This is a genomic window from Serratia sp. NFX21 (assembly GCF_048517035.1).
GTDB lineage: Bacteria > Pseudomonadota > Gammaproteobacteria > Enterobacterales > Enterobacteriaceae > Serratia > Serratia quinivorans.
Window position 1 is genome coordinate 2,397,870 of the sequence record NZ_CP183196.1, and the last position, 19,792, is coordinate 2,417,661.

The 19,792-nt window shown below is 54.3% G+C and carries 20 protein-coding genes and 3 tRNA genes; 16 read left to right on the forward strand and 7 right to left on the reverse strand.

Translation table 11 applies throughout. The features are described 5' to 3' along the window. Positions 1-30: 30 nt before the first annotated feature. From ACNT1W_RS11265 to ACNT1W_RS11275, 3 genes are all read right to left on the reverse strand, one after another. The gene (locus ACNT1W_RS11265; protein ID WP_419246784.1) at positions 31-1,641 is read right to left on the reverse strand and encodes an aldehyde dehydrogenase (NADP(+)); all 1,611 of its coding nucleotides are present in this window, start codon (positions 1,639-1,641) and stop codon (positions 31-33) included. 57 nt (positions 1,642-1,698) lie between these two features. Beyond that, entirely contained in the window at positions 1,699-2,619 is a 921-nt protein-coding gene (locus tag ACNT1W_RS11270; RefSeq protein WP_017892368.1) for a dihydrodipicolinate synthase family protein, read from the reverse strand. A 208-nt stretch (positions 2,620-2,827) separates the two neighbouring features. Next, positions 2,828-3,673, reverse strand: coding sequence for an AraC family transcriptional regulator (locus ACNT1W_RS11275; protein WP_259188496.1), 846 nt, complete (start codon positions 3,671-3,673; stop codon positions 2,828-2,830). 285 nt (positions 3,674-3,958) lie between these two features. Here ACNT1W_RS11275 and ACNT1W_RS11280 point away from each other — a divergent pair, with 285 nt between their 5' ends. From ACNT1W_RS11280 to ACNT1W_RS11295, 4 genes are read left to right on the forward strand one after another with little or no spacing between them, the layout of a single operon-like run. Beyond that, a complete protein-coding gene (locus ACNT1W_RS11280) occupies positions 3,959-4,906 on the forward strand; it encodes a 4-hydroxyproline epimerase (protein WP_012006265.1) in 948 nt (315 codons plus the stop codon). Then, positions 4,906-6,030: an NAD(P)/FAD-dependent oxidoreductase gene (locus ACNT1W_RS11285; protein WP_419246785.1), complete on the forward strand. Its 1,125-nt coding sequence runs from the start codon at positions 4,906-4,908 to the stop codon at positions 6,028-6,030. The genes ACNT1W_RS11280 and ACNT1W_RS11285 overlap by 1 nt, the downstream gene beginning before the upstream one ends. After that, positions 6,027-6,281 (forward strand): (2Fe-2S)-binding protein, encoded by a 255-nt coding sequence (locus ACNT1W_RS11290; RefSeq protein ID WP_012006267.1) that lies wholly within the window; start codon positions 6,027-6,029, stop codon positions 6,279-6,281. The genes ACNT1W_RS11285 and ACNT1W_RS11290 overlap by 4 nt, the downstream gene beginning before the upstream one ends. After that, positions 6,274-7,536 (forward strand): FAD-dependent oxidoreductase, encoded by a 1,263-nt coding sequence (locus tag ACNT1W_RS11295; RefSeq protein WP_419246786.1) that lies wholly within the window; start codon positions 6,274-6,276, stop codon positions 7,534-7,536. Before ACNT1W_RS11290 ends, ACNT1W_RS11295 begins: the two co-directional genes overlap by 8 nt. Before the next feature lie 97 nt (positions 7,537-7,633). Here the strand turns inward: ACNT1W_RS11295 and ACNT1W_RS11300 are convergent, their stop codons facing one another. Continuing rightward, on the reverse strand, positions 7,634-7,990 hold the full coding sequence (locus ACNT1W_RS11300) for a hypothetical protein (protein WP_012006269.1): 357 nt from the start codon (positions 7,988-7,990) through the stop codon (positions 7,634-7,636). A 415-nt stretch (positions 7,991-8,405) separates the two neighbouring features. Between ACNT1W_RS11300 and ACNT1W_RS11305 the strand changes: the two genes are divergently transcribed. Both ACNT1W_RS11305 and ACNT1W_RS11310 read left to right on the forward strand, forming a co-directional pair. Then, complete coding sequence (locus ACNT1W_RS11305) at positions 8,406-8,765, forward strand: hypothetical protein (protein WP_411227437.1); 360 nt, start codon at positions 8,406-8,408, stop codon at positions 8,763-8,765. Positions 8,766-8,996: 231 nt separating this feature from the next. Then, on the forward strand, positions 8,997-9,428 hold the full coding sequence (locus ACNT1W_RS11310) for a hypothetical protein (protein WP_017892376.1): 432 nt from the start codon (positions 8,997-8,999) through the stop codon (positions 9,426-9,428). A gap of 76 nt (positions 9,429-9,504) precedes the next feature. Here ACNT1W_RS11310 and ACNT1W_RS11315 read toward each other — a convergent pair whose 3' ends face one another. After that, on the reverse strand, positions 9,505-9,729 hold the full coding sequence (locus tag ACNT1W_RS11315) for a DUF2594 family protein (RefSeq protein WP_012006272.1): 225 nt from the start codon (positions 9,727-9,729) through the stop codon (positions 9,505-9,507). A 764-nt stretch (positions 9,730-10,493) separates the two neighbouring features. Between ACNT1W_RS11315 and uvrY the strand changes: the two genes are divergently transcribed. The 6 genes from uvrY (at position 10,494) to ACNT1W_RS11345 (ending at position 14,030) form a co-directional block, all read left to right on the forward strand. Further along, positions 10,494-11,150, forward strand: a complete 657-nt coding sequence (uvrY, locus tag ACNT1W_RS11320) for a UvrY/SirA/GacA family response regulator transcription factor (RefSeq protein WP_012006273.1) — start codon at positions 10,494-10,496, stop codon at positions 11,148-11,150. Next, entirely contained in the window at positions 11,143-12,975 is a 1,833-nt protein-coding gene (gene uvrC, locus ACNT1W_RS11325; RefSeq protein ID WP_368460481.1) for an excinuclease ABC subunit UvrC, read from the forward strand. The genes uvrY and uvrC overlap by 8 nt, the downstream gene beginning before the upstream one ends. Before the next feature lie 58 nt (positions 12,976-13,033). Beyond that, the gene (pgsA, locus tag ACNT1W_RS11330) at positions 13,034-13,582 is read left to right on the forward strand and encodes a CDP-diacylglycerol--glycerol-3-phosphate 3-phosphatidyltransferase (RefSeq protein WP_017892379.1); all 549 of its coding nucleotides are present in this window, start codon (positions 13,034-13,036) and stop codon (positions 13,580-13,582) included. A 145-nt stretch (positions 13,583-13,727) separates the two neighbouring features. After that, a tRNA-Gly gene (locus ACNT1W_RS11335) sits at positions 13,728-13,803 on the forward strand. A gap of 57 nt (positions 13,804-13,860) precedes the next feature. Next, a tRNA-Cys gene (locus tag ACNT1W_RS11340) sits at positions 13,861-13,934 on the forward strand. Positions 13,935-13,944: 10 nt separating this feature from the next. After that, positions 13,945-14,030 (forward strand) — tRNA-Leu (locus tag ACNT1W_RS11345). Positions 14,031-14,335: 305 nt separating this feature from the next. On the opposite strand, the gene ACNT1W_RS11350 is transcribed toward ACNT1W_RS11345, so the two are convergent. Both ACNT1W_RS11350 and ACNT1W_RS11355 read right to left on the reverse strand, forming a co-directional pair. Next, positions 14,336-14,566 carry a biofilm development regulator YmgB/AriR family protein gene (locus tag ACNT1W_RS11350; RefSeq protein WP_012006278.1) on the reverse strand — a complete coding sequence of 77 codons (231 nt, stop codon included), beginning with the start codon at positions 14,564-14,566 and terminating at the stop codon, positions 14,336-14,338. A 216-nt stretch (positions 14,567-14,782) separates the two neighbouring features. Then, on the reverse strand, positions 14,783-15,925 hold the full coding sequence (locus ACNT1W_RS11355) for a MurR/RpiR family transcriptional regulator (RefSeq protein WP_261098742.1): 1,143 nt from the start codon (positions 15,923-15,925) through the stop codon (positions 14,783-14,785). 403 nt (positions 15,926-16,328) lie between these two features. Between ACNT1W_RS11355 and ACNT1W_RS11360 the strand changes: the two genes are divergently transcribed. From ACNT1W_RS11360 to celB, 4 genes are all read left to right on the forward strand, one after another. Next, positions 16,329-16,634, forward strand: a complete 306-nt coding sequence (locus ACNT1W_RS11360; protein WP_012006280.1) for a PTS sugar transporter subunit IIB — start codon at positions 16,329-16,331, stop codon at positions 16,632-16,634. A gap of 111 nt (positions 16,635-16,745) precedes the next feature. Beyond that, positions 16,746-17,072, forward strand: coding sequence for a PTS lactose/cellobiose transporter subunit IIA (locus ACNT1W_RS11365; RefSeq protein WP_012006281.1), 327 nt, complete (start codon positions 16,746-16,748; stop codon positions 17,070-17,072). Continuing rightward, entirely contained in the window at positions 17,065-18,366 is a 1,302-nt protein-coding gene (locus ACNT1W_RS11370; RefSeq protein WP_012006282.1) for a 6-phospho-beta-glucosidase, read from the forward strand. The genes ACNT1W_RS11365 and ACNT1W_RS11370 overlap by 8 nt, the downstream gene beginning before the upstream one ends. A gap of 55 nt (positions 18,367-18,421) precedes the next feature. Continuing rightward, complete coding sequence (gene celB / locus ACNT1W_RS11375; RefSeq protein ID WP_218216157.1) at positions 18,422-19,783, forward strand: PTS cellobiose transporter subunit IIC; 1,362 nt, start codon at positions 18,422-18,424, stop codon at positions 19,781-19,783. Positions 19,784-19,792 lie beyond the last annotated feature (9 nt).

Genomic DNA, 19,792 nt, shown 5'->3' on the forward strand with positions numbered 1-19,792 from the left:
GTTATTAGGTGGCATGCAGATGCGGCCGGGCTAGTTGTTGGCAGGTGAGTGGAGCGGATCTCGGGTGTAAATACCGTTCACCAGCCGTAGCAGGCCCAGTGGATTACTGTCTTGTAACGCTGGCGGCAACAATGCGGCTGGGTAATTTTGCAAACAAACCGGGCGCAGGAAGCGTTCAATGGCCAGGGTACCGACCGAGCTGCCACGGGCATCGCTGGTGGCCGGATAAGGGCCGCCGTGTACCATGGCATCGCACACTTCGACCCCGGTTGGGTAGCCATTGAACAGCACCCGACCGGCCTTACGGGTCAGCAACTGCGCCAGCGGTTCGGCATCGGCCAGATCCTCTGGGTCGGTCAGCAGCGTGGCGGTCAGTTGGCCTTGCAAGCTTTCCAGTGCGGCGGTCAGTTGCTGGTGATTTTCCACCTCAGCCAAAATGGCTACCGGGCCAAACACTTCCTCCTGCAGCACGGGATTGCCGCTGAGCAGTAAGCCGATATCGGCCTGATACAGTTGCGGTGCGGCTAAAAAAGGGTGTTCCTCGCGGCTGCCGGCCAGATGGCGAATGCCGTCGTGCTGATCCAGTGCTGCCAATCCGCTGCGGTAATGTGCCAGCGTGCCGGTATTGAGCATCGGTTGCGGGGCGGCGGCGTTCACCCGCTCGGTTAATTCACCGATAAACTGGCTGAATGCTTCACCGCGTTGGCCGATGATCAGCCCCGGCTTGGTACAGAACTGGCCGCAACCCAGAGTGAATGAGGCCACCAGCTCGCGTGCGATCTGCTGCCCACGTTGGGCTAAGGCCTGCGGCATGATGATCAGCGGGTTGATGCTCGACATCTCGGCAAAGACCGGGATCGGCTGCGGACGGCGCATGGCCAGATCGAACAAGGCTCTGCCGCCGCGCAGCGAACCGGTAAAGCCCACCGCCTGAATGGCCGGGTGCTGTACCAGTTCCGCGCCGATGCGGTCGCCGTAAATCATGTTGAATACCCCGGCCGGGATCTGTTGCTGCTCTCTGGCCCGTTCAATCGCCTGTGCGGTCAGCTCGGCGGTGATCATGTGGCCGCTGTGCGCCTTGAATACCACCGGGCAGCCTGCGGCCAGGGCAGCGGCGGTATCACCGCCTGCGGTAGAGAAGGCCAACGGGAAATTGCTGGCACCAAACACTGCCACCGGCCCGAGCGCCGTGCGGTATTGGCGCAGATCCGGACGCGGCAGCGGTGTACGCTGCGGCAAGGCGCAGTCTATGCGTACGCCGTGCACATCACCACGGCGCAACAGGCTGGCAAATAACCGCATCTGGCCACTGGTTCTGGCGCGTTCACCGCTCAGACGAGCTAATGGCAGAGCGGTCTCCTGCATGGCGTAGTTAAAAAATTCCTCATCCAGTGCATCCAACTGCCCGGCAATCGCCTCAAGGAAGTCAGCCCGCCGTTCGGCACTGAGTTGTGAATAGGCGGTGAACGCCTGTGCGGCGGCATCGGCGGCGGCGGCGGTTTCTGCGATGCTGGCCGAGAAAAAACGGTGGCCGGTTGGCTGGCCGTTATCGGCACGCAGGCTGACCAGTTCGGCCTCACCGCTGGCACGGCGTTGACCGCCGATAAACTGTTGACCACGGATGGTATAAGCGTTGGACATGGGTTCCCCCGGTTGGCTGGTGTTCAGGCCCGGCAGGCGGCCGGGCGAGAGTGGCAATTACAGGCCGACGTCCGGCAATTCAGGGCGATTTGCCAGCGCTTTTTTAACCACGGCGGTGACTTCTGCCAGGGTATCGCCCTGTAATGCCAGGCGCGGCGGACGGGTAATGGCGCTGCCGCGGCCGACCAACTCTTCACACAGCTTGATGCATTGCACCAGGTCCGGACGAGCGTCCAGATGCAGCAACGGCATAAACCAGCTATACAGCGCCAGGGCTTCCTCAAAGCGTTTTTGCTTCGCCAGACGGAACAGCGTTTCCCCTTCACGCGGGAAGGCGTTGGACATGCCGGAGATCCAGCCTTCGGCACCGACGGCGATACTTTCCAGCACCACGTCATCAAGCCCGGCGAACAGCACAAAGCGATCGCCCACTTCGTTACGCAGATCGATAAAGCGGCGGGTGTCGCCGGAAGAGTCTTTGAAGCACACGATATTTTCGCAATCAACCAAGGACGTCAGGATGTCGGGCGTCACATCGTTTTTGTAAATTGGCGGGTTGTTGTAGACCATGATCGGCAGATCGGTGGCACCGGCAACGCTGCGAAAGTGGGCGGCGGTTTCATGGGGTTTGGCGGAGTAGACCAGCGCAGGCATGACCATGATGCCGTCGACGCCGACCTTTTGCGCTTCTTGCGCCATGTTGCGAGCAAAGGCCGTAGTGAATTCGGCAATTCCGGCAATCACCGGTACTTTGCCTTGTGCCGCATCGCGTGCCACTTCAATCACCGACAATTTTTCCTGAACGGTCATCGAGGTGTTTTCGCCCACGGTGCCACACACCACCAGGCCAGAAACACCGTCTTTGACCAGGTTTTTTATCACCGTATGGGTGGCATCGAGATCCAGAGAGAAATCGCTACGAAACTGAGTGCTGACCGCCGGGAACACGCCGCTCCAGCTAATGGCTTTATGGCTCATAGTGTTTATCCTGTCGTCCAAGTTTGTTAATCAATGGTGAATTATTGGTAAAATCCAATCACAGATTGACCTGTATTGTCCGCAGGGGCTTGACGGTTTTCTCCGAATGCCATGACGAAATTGGCACAGTGGCGCAGAGTATCAGGCAAGCAAAAACCTGGCCGTCAAAGCGCCAAAGATAAACTTCTTTATGCAATAAATCAGTGTGTTATGGCGTGATGCTAATGCGGAAATCACGTGGCGTGGAGCCGGTCATGGCTTTGAATTGGCGGCTGAATGCGCTGTGATCGGTGTAACCGCACTGCAGGGCGATGTCGGTTATGGGTAAATCGCCTGCCAGCAGTTCGGTGGCTTTTTCCAGCCGCACCTTGTGGATCATCTGGCGTGGTGTGAGGTGGAAAATACGTTTGCAGTAGCGCTCTATCTGCGCCACGGAAAGGGCGGTGAGGGCGGTTAATTCCTCGAGGGCAATAGGTCGGGCGTAGTGCTGACGGATATAGACGTCGATCGCCGCCAGTCGCTGATAGGCAGGATGGTTTGCTTTGGCCTCCTGCAGATCGTGCGAGATGCCGGCCATACCGATGATCTTGCCCTGAACGTCATAGAGCGCCAGTTTTTGTGTCAGGCACCAGCCGGTCTCTCGCCCACTGTACAGGTGCATTTCCAGTTGGTCCTGAATCAATGCTCCCTGCTGCAGTACTCGCAGATCCTGTTCGGTATAACCCGAGCCAAGCTGGGCCGGAAACACCTCCGCCGAGGTTTTTCCCAGCAGCGGCGTGACGGTTTTAAAGCCGCAGCGCTTGGCCAACGTCAGGTTGGCCAGCAGGTAACGCGCTTGCAGATCCTTGATAAAAAACACCACGTTGGGGATAGCATTGAGTAGCGGGGCGATCAGAGCCAGAGAGTTGAGCAGGTCGTGCAGGGTGTTCGGGCGCTGTTGTGCCAGGCCATCGCACCAGCGTGACAGTTGTTCAACGGCAAAAATGTCCTGTTCCGGCTCCTCGATAACCGGCCGGGAGGCCGTAACAAGCTGATGATCCTGGGCTAATCGCATGGCAATACCTTTTCCCACTGGGTGGCACTGAATCTGAGGTGGCCGGACCGGCCGTTTGGCAAGCGCCTCATCAATATTAACTTTCTTATAACTTTTCAAGCGTAGCTGCCAATTATGCGGATCACCGCATACTTTTGCTCGCCGGGTTGTCTCGATCCGGCTAAACCCTGCCCAGGGGATTGTGCTGATTTCGGCATTTGCCACGCCGAAATGCATCAAGCCGCCGTCAGCAGATTCGGTCAGTCTAGCTCTATCGGTAACATTTCATTAACCCAGGAGATTCCGATGGCACTTTCTTCGCACTTCACCGCGCTGCGGGCGATCGATTCCCATACCGCCGGGGAACCCACCCGACTGATTGTCGAAGGATTCCCCGATTTGGGCACGGGCAGTATGGCGGAACGCAAGGCGCTGTTTGCTCAACAATATGACGACTGGCGCAGCGCCATCATTCTGGAGCCTCGCGGCAACGACGTGCTGGTGGGAGCCTTACTGTGCCAGCCCTGCTCACCGCAGGCCGCCGCCGGGGTGATTTTTTTCAACAACAGCGGCTATTTGGGCATGTGTGGCCATGGCACCATCGGTCTGGTGGCCTCACTGGCCTATCTGGGGAAAATCGGCGTCGGTGAGCACCTGATCGAAACTCCGGTGGGCACGGTGAACGCCACTTTGCATCAGGATGGCAGCGTGACGGTGGAAAACGTACCGGCCTATCGTTATCGCCGGCAGGTCAGGGTTGAGGTCAACGGCTACGGGCCGGTGGTGGGCGATATTGCCTGGGGCGGTAACTGGTTTTTTCTGATCGGCGAACATCATCTGGCGATCAATACGCAAAATCTGGATGCGCTGACCGCCTTTAGCTGGGCGGTACGTCAGGCGCTTGAGGGCGCAGGGATATATGGCGAAGACGGTGGCGTTATCGACCATATCGAGCTGTTTGCCGCCGACCCGCAGGCCGACAGCCGCAACTTTGTGCTGTGCCCCGGCAAGGCTTACGATCGCTCGCCCTGCGGCACCGGGACCAGCGCCAAGCTGGCCTGTCTGGCGGCCGATGGCAAACTGCAGCCGGGTGAGATTTGGCACCAGGCGAGCGTGATTGGCAGTAGATTCAGCGGCTATTACCAGCGCAGTGGCGATCGCGTGACGCCGTTTATTCGTGGGCAAGCTTACGTTTGCGCCGACAGCCAACTGCTGCTGGATGAGCGCGATCCCTTCGTTTGGGGGATCCGCTGATGATTGCCGGCAGGCGGGCGGATGCGATTGTGGTGGGGGCCGGCATTATCGGCGCTGCCTGCGCCTGGCGACTGGCGCAGCAAGGATTACAAGTTTTGCTGGTGGACAACCAGCGTGCTGGGGCGACGGCGGCCGGTATGGGCCACCTGGTGTGCATGGACGATAATCCTGCCGAACTGGCTTTAAGCGCCTATTCATTGCAACTTTGGCGCAGCCTGGTGGCGCGTCTGCCGGAAGGCTGCGCCTGGCGTGGCTGCGGTACGCTGTGGCTGGCGGAGCGGGACGACGAAATGGCGGTTGCCGAAGCGAAGCGGCAACGCATGGCGGAGTACGGTGTGACGAGCGAAACGCTGAACACTGCGCAGGTCGCTGTTCTTGAACCCATGCTGCGGCCCGGTCTGGCCGGTGGTTTACGCGTGCCGGGGGACGGCATTGTTTATGCGCCCAACGTTGCCCGCTGGTTAGTGGCTGACGCCGGACCCTCGGTCAGGGTCATTGTGGGTGAAGCCGTCGCGCTGGAACAGCAGGCGCTGGTGCTGGCGAGCGGCGAACGTTTAACCGCACCGGCGGTGGTGCTGGCCTGTGGTCTGCAGGACGATAGCTTACTGGGGCAACCCTTGTTGCGTGCCAAAAAAGGGCATTTGGCGATCACCGATCGCTACCCGCAACGGGTGCACCACCAATTGGTTGAGTTGGGTTATGGTGCCAGCGCACACGCCAGCGACGGGACTTCGGTGGCGTTTAACGTTCAGGCTCGTCCAACCGGTCAGCTGTTGATTGGCTCCTCCCGCCAGTTTGATGCCCCAGACAGCACTATCGACATGCCGTTACTGGCCGCCATGCTGACACGCGCCACCACCTTTCTTCCTGCCCTGGCACAGATGAACATTATCCGCTGCTGGACCGGCCTGCGTGCCGCCTCCGACGACGGTCTGCCGCTACTCGGGCCACATCCCCAGCATCGCTGGTTATGGCTGGCATTGGGGCATGAGGGGCTGGGGGTTACCACCGCGCTGGGCAGCGCCGCGTTGATTGCCGCGCAGATCCATAATCATCGACCGGCGATTGACGATACCCCTTATCTGGCTGCACGAATGTTCCCTAAGGAGGCGTTGCCGGTATGAAACAAAACCTGCTGACGTTGACCCTCAACGGTGAAAGTCTCTGCGTACCCGAAGGACTTAGCGTAGCCGCAGTGCTCAGCCTGAGCGGGCTGGATAGCTGCCGCATCTCGGTCACGGGGCAACCCCGCGCCGCGTTTTGCGGTATGGGCATTTGCCAGGAGTGCCGGGTGACGGTGAATGGCCTGCGGCGGCTGGCGTGTCAGACTCTGTGCCAGCCTGGAATGCGTATTGAGAGGACAGAAAATGAGTGATCTCGCGTGCGATGTGCTGATTATTGGTGCGGGTCCGGCAGGGTTGGCGGCAGCCCGTGCGGCGGCGCAGAGTGGCCAGTCCGTGTTGGTGCTTGACGATAACCTGCGTCCCGGCGGGCAGATCTGGCGTGACGGGCCGAACGTGGCGTTGCCGAGCCTGGCGCAGCAATTCCGACAGGCGGTAGGGGCGCTGAATAATGTGGCGCTGCTTAACGGCGTGAAGATTGTGGCCCAGTGCGGGCCGCAGAAAATTCTCTATGAAGATGCGGCGGGCTGCGGGATTGTGGATTATCAAGCGTTGATCCTGTGCTGTGGTGCCCGTGAACTTTTGTTGCCGTTTCCCGGCTGGACCCTGCCCGGAGTCACCGGTGCCGGTGGGCTGCAGGCGCAGATTAAGCAGGGGTTGTCTATTAAAGGGGAGCGGGTGGCGATTGCCGGGAGTGGGCCATTGCTGCTGGCCGTTGCCGCCAGCGTGGTTAAAGCCGGTGGCGAAGTGGTGATGCTGGCGGAACAGGCCCCCGCTGCTCGGCTGGCGGCTTTTGCCGGCGGATTGTGGCGTTGGCCGGTGAAGTTACGTCAATCCTTTAGCCTGCTTAACCGGCATTATCGTCCTGACAGCTACGTGTTGGAGGCGTCAGGTGGCCCGCGGCTGACGGCGATCAGGATGCAAAAAGGGCGGCGTGAAGTAACCTTAGAGTGCGATCGTCTGGCCTGTGGGTTTGGGCTGGTGGCGAATATCGAACTGGCGATGTTGCTGGGGTGCCGTATCCAAAATGATGCGGTTGACGTAGATCCTTACCAGCAAACCAGTCAACCGCAGGTTTATGCTGCCGGTGAATGTACCGGGATCGGCGGCAGCGAGTTGGCGCTGGCTGAGGGGGCGATTGCCGGTTATGCCGCCACCGGCAACCTGATGCAGGTACAGGCATTAACGGCGCAACGTGACAAGTGGCGGCAATTTGCCGGCGCGGTAGCGCGAACCTTTGTGCTTAACCCGGTGCTGAAAACGCTGGCGACACCAGAAACGCTATTGTGTCGTTGTGAGGATGTGCCGCTGCATCAGTTAAGTGGATTCGCGGACTGGACGGCGGCCAAGTTGAGCAGCCGCTGTGGTATGGGCGCTTGCCAGGGCAAGATTTGTGCGGCGGCAGCGCGCCATTTGTTCGACTGGTCACTGCCCGCCCCACGGATACCTTTAACGCCAGCCAGGGCGGCCACCCTGGCCCGGTTGGGAGGTAGCGAGAGCGAGGGATAAGCCCGTAACACTCAGACATGCCGCACGGTGATAATGAATAATCCCCGGCGGCAAACTGCGTCAGTTGAGCCAAGTGTCAATCTTGCTGCCGCTGAGACTACTGTGGCCAGTAATAGGTTTTCTCATGCCAGCCTTTGCCATACATACAAGATTCGATAGTCGCCGTTCGTGCCCCTTCATTGCGATCGTTTTGCACCGTTTTAAACGACGGTTGTTTATCGTAACGGTAGCCTTTCGGGCAGTCTTTTTTGTCTTTCTCGCAGCTGTGGTATTGGTTCTCGTAGCTGAACTCAAAGTCGCGGACGACATCGGGTGGAAAACGCTCGTATCCCCGTCCCTTGCATTCTGCATACTCCGCCTCGCGGGTGGCGTTACCGGCGCCGGCTCGTTCCCATTGGGTACAGGCGGTCAATGTTACTAATGGTAATAAAATCAAAACTCTATACTTCTTCATGGTATCCCTGACTCTTCCTTTCGTCCTATATGCACACGCTAAGAATCTTCTTAGGTGGAGCCTGAGTGTAATAAACTGCTGTTAAAATTGGAAATGATAATAGTTATTGTTTAGATGAGGTTGAGGTGAGGCTGGCGGTCATGTGTGAGGAAGAGGCGTTGCTGATAAGTAGAATAATACTTATTGGTTATAATATTCATGCTAAGGTTTTTTTGTGTTTGTTTTTTGTTTATTTATTAAGATATTTACCTAAGGATTTATTCTTATTATTGGCTATATAAGGATATTTATACTCTGTGGAATTAAACCAGGTATCTTTATATTGCTTTTTATAAATGCTCACAATTAAAACCATTATTGAATTTGCCGGGAATGCGATTGCAATTCAGGTGTAAATTTTTTAGATTCAGGATCGATGAATGACAGTCATGATGATGAAGACATTAAAGGGAGTTATATTTTGGCGAATAAACCTGAAACACCTGAAAATAATGGCGATTTACCTTCATTATCAGAGGATTGTGATCGGCTGAGAAATCTTTCTGATGTCGGTGATACATTTGGTTATGGCCGTACTCGCTTCTATCAATGGTGCCGTGGCCGCGGTTTTCTTACCCTGATGAATGCACCCTCTACGGAGATGATTAACGCCGGTTATATGGTGACTACGCTGTCAGAAAACGGTTACTCGCGGGTCTATGTGACGCAAGATGGTTTTAACTATGTGGGTAACGCCTTTCGCGATGACATACAAAAACGCATGGTAAAAATTTAAGGGAAACCATAAAAATCTCATTCTTTTCAATATACTAACTACAGAATATTCTTATTGCTGAGGGCTGTCCTGCCCTGCAGCAATAGCGTCGGCAGAGATAGGAATTTTCCTGACCTGATTTTCCTCAGCCCACTGGAAGTTATCTTATTTTTCTATTGGTGATGTCCCGGCGCTACAGCCAGCGGCTATTCTCTTGCTAGTATGAGGGTTGGTTTATTTCAGGAGCTAAGGATGAAGCATTACGCCGCGTTACTTGTTACCACCGTGCTGTTGTCTGGTTGTGCTACTCAGGCCGTTCCGTTGCAGCAGGCTGAATCAGCGCCGCCCAGCCGGTTGATGCTTTATCAGAATGTGCCACAAACGCCATTTGCCACCATAGTGGTGGTCCGCGACAGCGGGATGCTGGCGGGAAGTTGCCGGACTGGGGTATATATCAACGGCGAGTTCGCCGCCTCGCTGGCATCCAAAGAGAAGGCCGAGTTTCGGGTGCCGGTAGGCAATAACGAAATCAGTATTGGGCAGGATATGATCGAAAACAGCCTGTGCATCTGGCGTGATACCAGCGGGCGACTGCCAATGACGCTACGCGCCGGTGAGAGCCGCTATTTCCGCGTTGCCGGCGATATGCAGCGTGGGTTTGTATTGCAGGCCGGTAAGCCTTAAGCCTGGCGGGGGGCTATCAGCGACGCTGGCCACCATTCTCCTGGAGGGAATGGTGGCCGGCGATAAGGGCAGCAGACTATTGACGGTAAGCGTGCTTAATCTGTTGGATGCTGTTTTTAAAAATCTCGGCCTGGCTCGGGTCTTCAATCTGCGCGATAAAGCGCTCCATGTTGATAATGACTTTCCCGGCATCGGCCTGACCGATCGATTTCAGGATCAGCGTCAGCGTGGCTTTAAGGCAGGCAACTTCTGTTGCCAGCGTTTCCGGGTTTGCAGACGTAGTGAAATCAACGTTGCTCATTTTCTCTCCTGATTTTTGAGGCCGAAGCCTGAAACAAAGTGCATTTTGATGCGCACCCACACCGATTTCATTCACTCGAATCTGCAGATGCGTATTTAACTGGGCGCGGAGTATAGCATAGCATGCAGGTATCCATCTTCACTGATAGCGCTGTCGCAGTGTCCGTACCATTAGCTGAGGTCAGTTCCAGGGTTTAAGCAACTTCACATTATAGTGCATACTCACTATTGATGAATTAATCGGCTTGCTGAACAATACCGCCAAGTTATTTTTTTTGAGTTAATAAGTATTTGTCTGGCAGGTTATTGTTAACTTGTTCCTGTTATTTAAATGATCAACATTAGTCTCTTGCCTGACGTTGGCTTGGCATGGATTGAATAATTTCTTTTGCAATGAATTTCACCATGTGAGATAAAGACAATCTTGCCATTTTGTTTGGTTTCAATGAATTACAAGATGATCATGCTGGTGTCGATATTATTTGTGTTGCGATTGCTTACACTGATTTTACCTGCGGTTTAGGTTAGACGCACTATCATGAGGGCAGAGGTCTGCATTGTAATATTCACATCGTCGGTTTTTATCGACAAACAACGGTTTTATCGGGCTGCGTTGGGTGACTAAAATTCAAAAATCTGGCCCATTGCGCAAAGTTAATCGGGAGTAAGTATTAATCTGTGTTCATTCTTGGCTGAAAAACAAGTAATATCTCTGCCTATAACAGAGGCTGATTGCGTTACTCCCTTCTTTTTGGAGATTTTTCCTTGATTAGCGTTCTTCTTGTTGATGACCACGAACTGGTGCGCGCAGGGATACGACGCATTCTTGAAGATATCAAAGGTATAAAAGTTGTCGGGGAGGCCCAATGCGGTGAAGACGCCGTGAAATGGTGCCGTGGCAATGCTGTAGATATCGTTCTTATGGATATGAACATGCCGGGTATTGGCGGGCTGGAAGCCACGCGCAAAATTGTACGTTATGCGCCCGACGTTAAAGTCATCATGCTGACTATCCATACTGAAAATCCATTGCCGGCCAAGGTGATGCAGGCGGGTGCTGCAGGTTATCTGAGCAAGGGCGCGGCGCCACAGGATGTGGTGAATGCCATTCGCGCCGTGCAGGCCGGGCAGCGCTATATCGCGTCCGATATTGCCCAACAGATGGCATTGAGCCAATTGGAGCCGCAGACGGAAACGCCGTTTAGCTGCCTGTCTGAGCGCGAGCTGCAGATTATGCTGATGATCACCAAAGGCAAAAAGGTTAACGAGATCTCGGAACAACTGAGTCTCAGTCCCAAAACGGTGAACAGTTATCGTTACCGCATGTTCAGCAAGCTGAATATCAGCGGTGATGTTGAATTGACACACCTGGCTATCCGACACGGATTGTTCAATGCGGAGACTTTGTTAAGCAGTGAGTGACCGTTTTGATGCCAAAGCATTTCTAAGCACTGTAACCAGCCAGCCTGGCGTCTACCGAATGTACGACGCTACTGGCACGGTTATCTACGTCGGTAAAGCCAAAGATCTGAAAAAACGCCTCGCCAGTTACTTCCGCCAGCAGGTGGGAAGCCGTAAAACTGAGACGCTGGTTAAAAATATCGCGCAAATAGACGTTACTGTTACGCACACCGAAACAGAAGCGCTATTACTGGAACATAACTACATAAAGTTATACCAGCCGCGATATAATGTTCTTTTGCGAGACGATAAATCTTATCCGCTGATCTTCCTCAGTGCGGACAGTCACCCGCGGCTGGCCGTGCATCGTGGTGCCAAACATGCCAAGGGGGAATACTTCGGTCCATTCCCAAATTCCTATGCCGTGCGTGAGACACTGGCGCTGCTGCAGAAATTGTTCCCGATACGTCAGTGCGAGAACAGCGTATACCGCAACCGCTCGCGCCCTTGTTTGCAGTACCAGATCGGCCGTTGCCTGGGGCCTTGTGTCGCCGGGCTGGTGAGTGAAGACGAATATCGTCAGCAGGTGGACTATGTGCGCCTGTTCCTGTCTGGTAAGGATCAACAGGTACTGCATCAGTTGATCGAAAGGATGGAAATCGCCAGCAAGGCATTGAACTTCGAAGAGGCAGCGCGGATACGCGATCAGATCCAGGCGGTACGCAGGGTGACGGAGCGTCAGTTCGTGTCCGGTAACAGCGACGATCTGGATGTGATCGGCGTGGCATTCGAGGCCGGCATGGCCTGTCTGCACGTCCTGTTTATTCGCCAGGGCAAAGTGTTGGGTAGCCGCAGCTACTTCCCCAAAGTGCCAGGCGGCACCGAAATGAGCGAAGTGGTGCAGACGTTTGTCGGTCAGTTCTATTTACAGGGTAGCCAGATGCGAACCTTGCCGGCGGAAATCCTGTTGGATTTCACTCTGCCGGAAAAAGAGCTGCTGGCCGAGTCCCTGTCTGAGCTGGCCGGTCGCAAAATCCAGATCCAGAGTAAACCGCGAGGCGACCGTGCACGCTACCTTAAACTGGCGCGTACCAATGCGGCGACCGCTCTGACCACCAAGCTTTCCCAGCAGTCGACCATTCATCAGCGACTGGCCGAATTAACCAAGGTGCTGAATCTTTCCGAGATTAACCGCATGGAATGCTTCGACATCAGCCATACCATGGGCGAGCAAACCGTCGCTTCCTGCGTGGTGTTTGACGCTAATGGGCCGCTGCGTTCCGAGTATCGGCGCTATAATATCACCGGCATTACGCCAGGGGATGACTATGCGGCGATGGCGCAAGTGTTGAAACGCCGCTATGGTAAGGCTCTGGAAGAGAAGAAAATCCCCGACGTTATCTTTATTGATGGCGGTAAGGGGCAGCTTGGTATGGCGATTGACGTGTTTAACTCGCTGAATGTGAGCTGGGATAAAAACAAGCCCTTGCTGATCGGTATCGCCAAAGGCGCTGACCGTAAAGCCGGGTTGGAAACACTGTTCTTTGTTCCTGAAGGTGAGGGGATTGCTTTACCATCGGATTCACCGGCGCTGCATGTGATCCAGCACATCCGCGATGATTCGCATAACCACGCGATCACCGGGCATCGGCAGAGAAGGGCAAAAGTAAGAAATACCAGCGCGTTGGAACTGATCGACGGCGTTGGGCCAAAACGGCGACAGGTGCTGTTGAAGTATATGGGTGGACTTCAACCATTATTGAACGCCAGCGTTGAGGAAATTGCAAAAGTGCCGGGTATTTCACAAGCATTGGCAGAAAAGATCTACAATGCATTGAAACACTGAGGGCAATGTAGCAACATACTCTTAATTCCCACTCCAGCCAGATAGTTACCCTAGCATTATGCAATTGAATATACCGACTTGGCTTACTCTGTTTCGCGTAGTTCTGATCCCATTCTTTGTTCTGGCATTTTATCTGCCGTTCACCTGGGCTCCGATGGTTTGCGCCGTCATCTTTGTGTTTGCTGCCATAACCGACTGGTTTGATGGTTTCCTCGCCCGTCGCTGGAAGCAAACTACCCGTTTCGGGGCCTTCCTCGACCCGGTTGCGGACAAGGTGATGGTCGCGGTGGCACTGGTGCTGGTGGCTGAACACTACCACGTTTGGTGGATCACTCTACCGGCGGCGACCATGATTGCTCGTGAAATTATCATCTCGTCACTGCGTGAGTGGATGGCGGAGATTGGTAAGCGCAGCAGTGTCGCGGTGTCCTGGATTGGCAAGGTAAAAACCATGGCGCAGATGATGTCGCTGGTCGGCCTGCTGTGGCGCCCGGACCGTACCGTTGAGTATGTGTCCTTTGGTTTGTTGTACATCGCTGCGGTGCTGACTTTCTGGTCAATGTTCCAATATTTGAACGCTGCCCGCAAAGATTTGCTGGAACCCTGATCAAAGCGCTGCAAAAATCGTCAAACAAACGTAATGAGCTAACAATTTTATTGACTCATTACGTCAGGTAAGTAGAATGCATCGCATCAGACGGCAGCAGTGATTTGCCGAAAGATAGCAAAAAAATCAGTAAGTTCTGATTAATGCGGGAATAGCTCAGTTGGTAGAGCACGACCTTGCCAAGGTCGGGGTCGCGAGTTCGAGTCTCGTTTCCCGCTCCAAATTTGATAAAGCTGGTGTTTTACGAGCTTTAGCCTGAAAAAGGCAAACAGAATTTAGGCGCGTTAACAAAGCGGTTATGTAGCGGATTGCAAATCCGTCTAGTCCGGTTCGACTCCGGAACGCGCCTCCAATTTTCCCGAGCCCGGGTGGTGAAATCGGTAGACACAAGGGATTTAAAATCCCTCGGCTTATGGCTGTGCGGGTTCAAGTCCCGCCCCGGGTACCAGGAAAATAAATTCAAGAATAACAAGCAATAAGTAGTAATGTCGTGACCGCCGGAAGGCGGTTTTTTTGTGCCTGAAATTTGCTTTGTCATATCACTTCATAATATTCCGCTCAGCGACAGTAACCATCCTGGCTTGGCGCGGATACCCGGCTGTTGAGCCGGGGCTGTACTTATCTATTCCTCCTCAAAGTCCTTACCACACTAGTGAATACCTGGTTCAGCGCTACAGTTCGCCACCCACATCAGGGCCACCACGGCGATGATAGAGATGATGGCGCATAGATCCGATTTTCGCATGCAGTTCCTTAGCGGCCAGTGACACCAATGACTTCGATTGCGGCCCTGTGCAACTTTTGGCAATGGTCATCGGGTTGTGTTTCGATCTCTTTGATCAGGTAAGCGAGAATGCTTTGTTTGCTGATGGGCTTGTTGGCGGAGAGCACCTGAATAACGCCCTTGCCGAGCAGGCTGTAAATTTGTTCACGGTACGTCTCGATATCTTTATCGTTGAGACCGTAAAGGGAGTAATCGATCATGGAATTTTACCGCTGATGAAATTTAAAGTGCCAGCCGAAGCTGGCAGAGAAGCCATATAAAAATTAAAGTCGTGCAAATTTCACTTAGGTCACTACCTAAGTGGGATGTTAACGATAACGTAGTAAGAATATTCCTATCAATAGGGAGTGGCAATCTGGATGGCTAATTAGGAAAAACCTCAGGTGTTCGCCCTAGTTAAGGGTTGTTTTGTTGATTTAATCTTCCGCTTGCGCACCGAGGCTTTCTGGCAGCAACTGCGCCAGCAATAGATCCAGCGTCAGCATCAGCCCATAGCGTGCGGCACTCCCACCACTCAGGGGCAAGACCTTATCGGCCAGTGATGCCAGAGTGCTGTCTGCTGGGGCCAACGCGATGCGATAAGCGCCAGTGGCGCCGGCCAGCCTGGCGGCATTGAGCAAGTCGGTATTTTCCCCACTCAGCGAGAGCAGTATCACACACTGTTGCGTACTTAGGGTGGAGGCCGTCATGCGCATCAGTGCCGCATCCTGGCAGGCAAAAGCGGGATAGCCCAAACCCACCAGGCGTTGTTGCAGCTCGTTGACGTACAACCCCATGCTGTTTACGCCAAAAATATGCACGCTTTTGCACTGGCTTACCTGTTGGCTGGCGTCGATTAATGCCGAATGTTCTACCTGTTGCAGCTGTTGATGCAGTGTGGTTTCCACGTCGTTGACGCGTTGCAGCCACAAACGAGGTGGCCCATTGGGCGTCGTTTGGGCAGTCAAATAGCGTGATCCACTGACGCTGGCCTGTGCCAGCTTCATGCGCAGATCGCGAATATCATCACAACCTATGGTTTTGGCGAAACGGGTGATGGTCGCCGGGCTGACCCCTGCCTGACTGGCCAGCAGCTCTATGGTAGCGGAAGAGGCAAAGGCTATATCGTCCAAAATGGTCTGTGCAACCTTGGCTTCCTGCTGACTGAGTTGGTTTTGCCGCGCGCGGATTTGATAGACGATATCGCCGATATCTTCACAACCGATGGATTTGGCGAAGCGACTCAAAGTCGTGGGGCTGACACCGGGCAGTTTGCCGATACCGGCGGCGGAAGCGAAGGCGATATCCATGCCGCCCAGAACCGGTTGCGCCACGGCTGCCGGCGGGTTTACCGGCACAGGCTGAGTGCGCATCAACGAGATAAAGTCGTTAAGATCCTGACAACCAAGAGACTGGGCAAAATGCGCGACGATCTCGGTACTGACGCCGGCCCGTTCAGCCAACTGTTCAATAGTCGCGGTTGAAGTGAATCCGGGATTGTCCAGGATGGTTCGGGCAATTTTTGCCTCCTGCCGGTTGAACGGATCCTGACGGAATTGAATGTGGTAAACGAGATCCATAACTGCAGTGTCCCTTCTGTTATGCCAACCGATGCCCGGTGCTTCAAACTAGCCTGTTTTTCGCACGCTATAAAGCCCTGACCGGCAGAATAAACCAATGAAAATAATTTTCAATGCGCTCTGTTGTAAAACACGACACTCACCACGGTGTTTATTCGTTGTGTTTTTATCCTTTTGTTTTTAAAGGATTTTAAAATATTCCTGTTATTGGCAGACCAGGAATTAGATCGCCGATCACAGTGTTGAAAAAAATTTTCATGAAAATTTTATGTTAACTGATTGTTTTTGAATGACTAAGTAAAAAGCATAATCAAATCGTATGGTTTAAGGGTATTTACAAGCGTGTTACAGAGCTGTTTTATATTTGAACAGCCGTGGTGGCTAACAACCGGGACACTGAAAAATGCAAACAATCGTCTTATGCTGCGCCGCAGGAATGTCGACCAGCATGTTGGTACAAAAAATGAAAAACGAAGCGCAAAAACGGGCGCTGGATATCGAGATCGAAGCCGTTCCGGTGGCAGATTTTGAACGCATCCTGGGGCGGGCAGACATTGTCCTGTTGGGGCCGCAGGTGAAATATGAACATGCGCGGCTGGCCGAACTGGCCGCACCATTGGGAAAAGCCGTAGCGGTTATCGACATGATGGATTACGGCACCATGCGCGGCGATAAGGTGCTGGACAAGGCGCTTAGCCTGCTGGCCTGATAACACTCTGGGGACGCAGTTCCCCATATTCCTTTATTTATTGAATTACCACGGGTTATTTCATTAACCCGCGGTGGGATCGCCGTGTCTGGAACCAGGCCGGGGGAGGTGATGATGGATTTGGAAACTAGCGTGATGGAATTGCTGGTTCATGCCGGTAGCGCGCGCAGCTCGCTGCTTTCTGCATTGCAGTTGGCGCGTCGCGGTGAATTTGAAGCCGCCAGCGCCAGGCTGGAAGAGGCGAAGGCCGGTATTGGCCGGGCACATGGTATGCAGACGGAGCTGATTGGTATGGATGAAGGCTGTGGAAAGGTACCGGTCAGTTTAATTCTGGTGCACGCGCAGGATCATTTGATGAATGCGATGCTGATCCAGGATCTGGCTACTGACATGATCGAACTTTATCGTCGTTTACCCCAGGGGGCAGGCAATGACTAAAATCACCGTAATCGGCGGGGGCAGCAGCTACACGCCGGAGTTGGTCGAAGGATTGATTGCGCATTATCAGGATGTTCCATTAACCGAGCTGGCACTGGTCGATGTGGAGTCCGGCCGTGAGAAAGTGGGCATCATTGCCGAATTGACCAAAAGAATGCTCAAGCGCAATGGGCTGGAGCAGGTAGTGGTTTCGGTGCATTTCACTCTGGAGCCGGCCATTCGCGGTGCCAGCTTTGTGCTGACTCAGCTGCGAGTGGGGCAACTGGCCGCCCGCGCGGCCGATGAGCGTCTGGGGCTGAAATACCAGCGTCTGGGTCAGGAAACCACCGGTGTCGGCGGTTTTGCCAAGGCGTTACGCACCATTCCGGTGATGCTGGAGGTGGCACGCGTGGTGGAGGCGGTGGCGCCGGATGCCTGGATTATCAACTTTACTAACCCGGCGGGGATCGTTACCGAAGCGGTTTCGCGTTACAGCAAGGCGAAGATTATTGGGTTGTGCAACGTGCCGATCACCATGCATCACATGATCGCCGATATGCTGAAAGCGCCACACGATCAGGTAGACCTGCGGTTTGCCGGGCTGAACCATATGGTGTGGGTGCATCAGGTGACACAAAGCGGTAAGGATGTGACCGCCAAAGTGCTGGAAATGTTAAGCAATGGCGAAACGTTGTCGATGAACAACATCAAAGACCTGCCGTGGCCTCCGGCATTTCTGCAAGCGCTGGGGGCAATCCCTTGTCCGTATCACCGCTATTTTTATCAGACCGCCGGCATGCTGGAAGAAGAGCTGGAAGCGGCTGCCGCGCAGGGAACCCGTGCCGAGCAGGTGATGAAGGTAGAAGCGGAGTTATTTGCCTTATATGCCGATCCGACGCTGGATAAAAAACCGGAGCAACTGAGTTTCCGCGGTGGTGCCTTCTATTCTGAGGTGGCGGTCGAATTGATCCGCGCCATTCATAATAACAGCGGCAAGGTGCTGGTGGTGAATACTCGCAATAACGGTGCCATTCAGGGCTTGCCCGATGATGCGGTGATTGAAACCAACTGTGTGATCGATGCCCAGGGGGCGCATCCGCTGAGTTTCGGCCCGCTGCCACTGGCCATGAACGGGCTGACTCAACAGGTTAAAGATTTTGAACGCCTGACCATAGAGGCGGCGGTGCATGGCGATCGTCAGAGTGCGCTGTTGGCGCTGGTGGTGAACCCGCTGATTGGCGGTGTCGGTATTGCGCAGCCCTTGCTCGATGAGGTACTGAGCCTGAACCAGGCCTATCTGCCGCAGTTTAATTAAGTCGATATTCCATAATAACAATCACGACGGCCGGCTTTGCCGGGCAGGGGGGATGATGGCGGGTTTAAATAGCATTCTGGAACGTTACGTGTTGCCGACGGCGTTAAAAATTGCCGGGCAAAAACATATTCTGTCGGTGCGGGACGGCATAATTCTCAACATGCCGTTTATGTTAATCGGGTCATTTTTCCTGATCTTCGCTTACTTACCGATCCCCAGCTACGCCAATCTGATGGGCGAGGTGTTTGGTGCGGCGTGGCGGGATAAATTGTTGTACCCGGTCAAGGCGACCTACGACATCATGGCGATAATCTCCAGCTTTGGCATTGCCTACCGGCTGGCGGAGAAATACCGTGGAATGGATCCGCTCAGTACCGGTGCGGTTTCGCTGGTGGCGTTTATCATGACCATTCCCCAGCATACGCTGTTTACACCGGTGAAAGGGGCCGCAGAGCAAATTGTTAAAGGCGTGCTGCCGATGAATTTTATCGGCAGTCAGGGGTTGTTTGTGGCGATTGTAGTGGCGCTGTTATCGACGGAGATCTACCGTTTCGTGCATAACCGCAATCTGGTGATCAACATGCCGGAAGGGGTGCCGCCAGCGGTAGCCAAATCCTTCCTGGCCCTGATCCCGGGGTTCTGCGTGCTGGCAGTGATTTTGCTGCTGCGTTTGATTGTTGAGGCTACGCCGTTTGGCGATATCAACACCATGATCGCTACGCTTATCGGTATCCCGATGCATCACGTGGGTGGGACACTTCCGGGGATGATTTTCTCGGTGATCCTGATCGGCTTGCTGTGGACGCTGGGGCTGCATGGCGACGCCATCGTACTGGTGTTTATTCAACCGGTGTGGCTGGCGAATATGTCAGAAAACCTGGTGGCGTTTCAGAGTAATCAGCCGATCCCGCACATTATCACCCAGCAATTCTACGACCTTTGGATTGCCCCGGGCGGGACGGGCGCCCTGCTGGGGCTGGTGATCTTTATGCTGTTGCGCAGCCGTAGCGCCCAGATGAAACAGTTGGGTAAAATCGCCGCGCCGGGTTGTCTGTTTAACATTAGCGAACCCATGGTGTTCGGCATCCCGTTGGTGATGAATCCGTACTTTTTCCTGCCGTTTATTCTGACTCCGGTGGTGCTGGTGATCGTGACCTACAGCGCGATGGCTACCGGGTTGGTGACGCCTCCGGTTGGCATTGCCTTGCCGTTCACCACGCCGATTTTCATTAGTGGCTATCTGGCAACCGGCGGCCATATTTCAGGAACGGTGATCCAGGTGGTCAATTTGCTGATTTCAATGGCGATTTACTATCCGTTCTTCCGCGCCTGGGATAAGCAAAAATACCGCGAAGAAAATCAGGCGGCGATGCCAGTACAAAATGCCGCGACTGATGAGCAACCGCAGACGCCATAAATGTGCACT

Excerpts from the sequence above, each read along its gene's own strand:
- ACNT1W_RS11265 (WP_419246784.1), bottom strand. The coding sequence starts at position 1,641 with ATGTCCAACGCTTATACCATCCGTGGTCAACAGTTTATCGGCGGTCAA.
- ACNT1W_RS11270 (WP_017892368.1), bottom strand. The coding sequence starts at position 2,619 with ATGAGCCATAAAGCCATTAGCTGGAGCGGCGTGTTCCCGGCGGTCAGC.
- ACNT1W_RS11275 (WP_259188496.1), bottom strand. The coding sequence starts at position 3,673 with ATGCGATTAGCCCAGGATCATCAGCTTGTTACGGCCTCCCGGCCGGTT.
- ACNT1W_RS11280 (WP_012006265.1), top strand. The coding sequence starts at position 3,959 with ATGGCACTTTCTTCGCACTTCACCGCGCTGCGGGCGATCGATTCCCAT.
- ACNT1W_RS11285 (WP_419246785.1), top strand. The coding sequence starts at position 4,906 with ATGATTGCCGGCAGGCGGGCGGATGCGATTGTGGTGGGGGCCGGCATT.
- ACNT1W_RS11290 (WP_012006267.1), top strand. The coding sequence starts at position 6,027 with ATGAAACAAAACCTGCTGACGTTGACCCTCAACGGTGAAAGTCTCTGC.
- ACNT1W_RS11295 (WP_419246786.1), top strand. The coding sequence starts at position 6,274 with ATGAGTGATCTCGCGTGCGATGTGCTGATTATTGGTGCGGGTCCGGCA.
- ACNT1W_RS11300 (WP_012006269.1), bottom strand. The coding sequence starts at position 7,990 with ATGAAGAAGTATAGAGTTTTGATTTTATTACCATTAGTAACATTGACC.
- ACNT1W_RS11305 (WP_411227437.1), top strand. The coding sequence starts at position 8,406 with ATGAATGACAGTCATGATGATGAAGACATTAAAGGGAGTTATATTTTG.
- ACNT1W_RS11310 (WP_017892376.1), top strand. The coding sequence starts at position 8,997 with ATGAAGCATTACGCCGCGTTACTTGTTACCACCGTGCTGTTGTCTGGT.
- ACNT1W_RS11315 (WP_012006272.1), bottom strand. The coding sequence starts at position 9,729 with ATGAGCAACGTTGATTTCACTACGTCTGCAAACCCGGAAACGCTGGCA.
- pgsA (WP_017892379.1), top strand. The coding sequence starts at position 13,034 with ATGCAATTGAATATACCGACTTGGCTTACTCTGTTTCGCGTAGTTCTG.
- ACNT1W_RS11350 (WP_012006278.1), bottom strand. The coding sequence starts at position 14,566 with ATGATCGATTACTCCCTTTACGGTCTCAACGATAAAGATATCGAGACG.
- ACNT1W_RS11355 (WP_261098742.1), bottom strand. The coding sequence starts at position 15,925 with ATGGATCTCGTTTACCACATTCAATTCCGTCAGGATCCGTTCAACCGG.
- ACNT1W_RS11360 (WP_012006280.1), top strand. The coding sequence starts at position 16,329 with ATGCAAACAATCGTCTTATGCTGCGCCGCAGGAATGTCGACCAGCATG.
- ACNT1W_RS11365 (WP_012006281.1), top strand. The coding sequence starts at position 16,746 with ATGATGGATTTGGAAACTAGCGTGATGGAATTGCTGGTTCATGCCGGT.
- ACNT1W_RS11370 (WP_012006282.1), top strand. The coding sequence starts at position 17,065 with ATGACTAAAATCACCGTAATCGGCGGGGGCAGCAGCTACACGCCGGAG.
- celB (WP_218216157.1), top strand. The coding sequence starts at position 18,422 with ATGGCGGGTTTAAATAGCATTCTGGAACGTTACGTGTTGCCGACGGCG.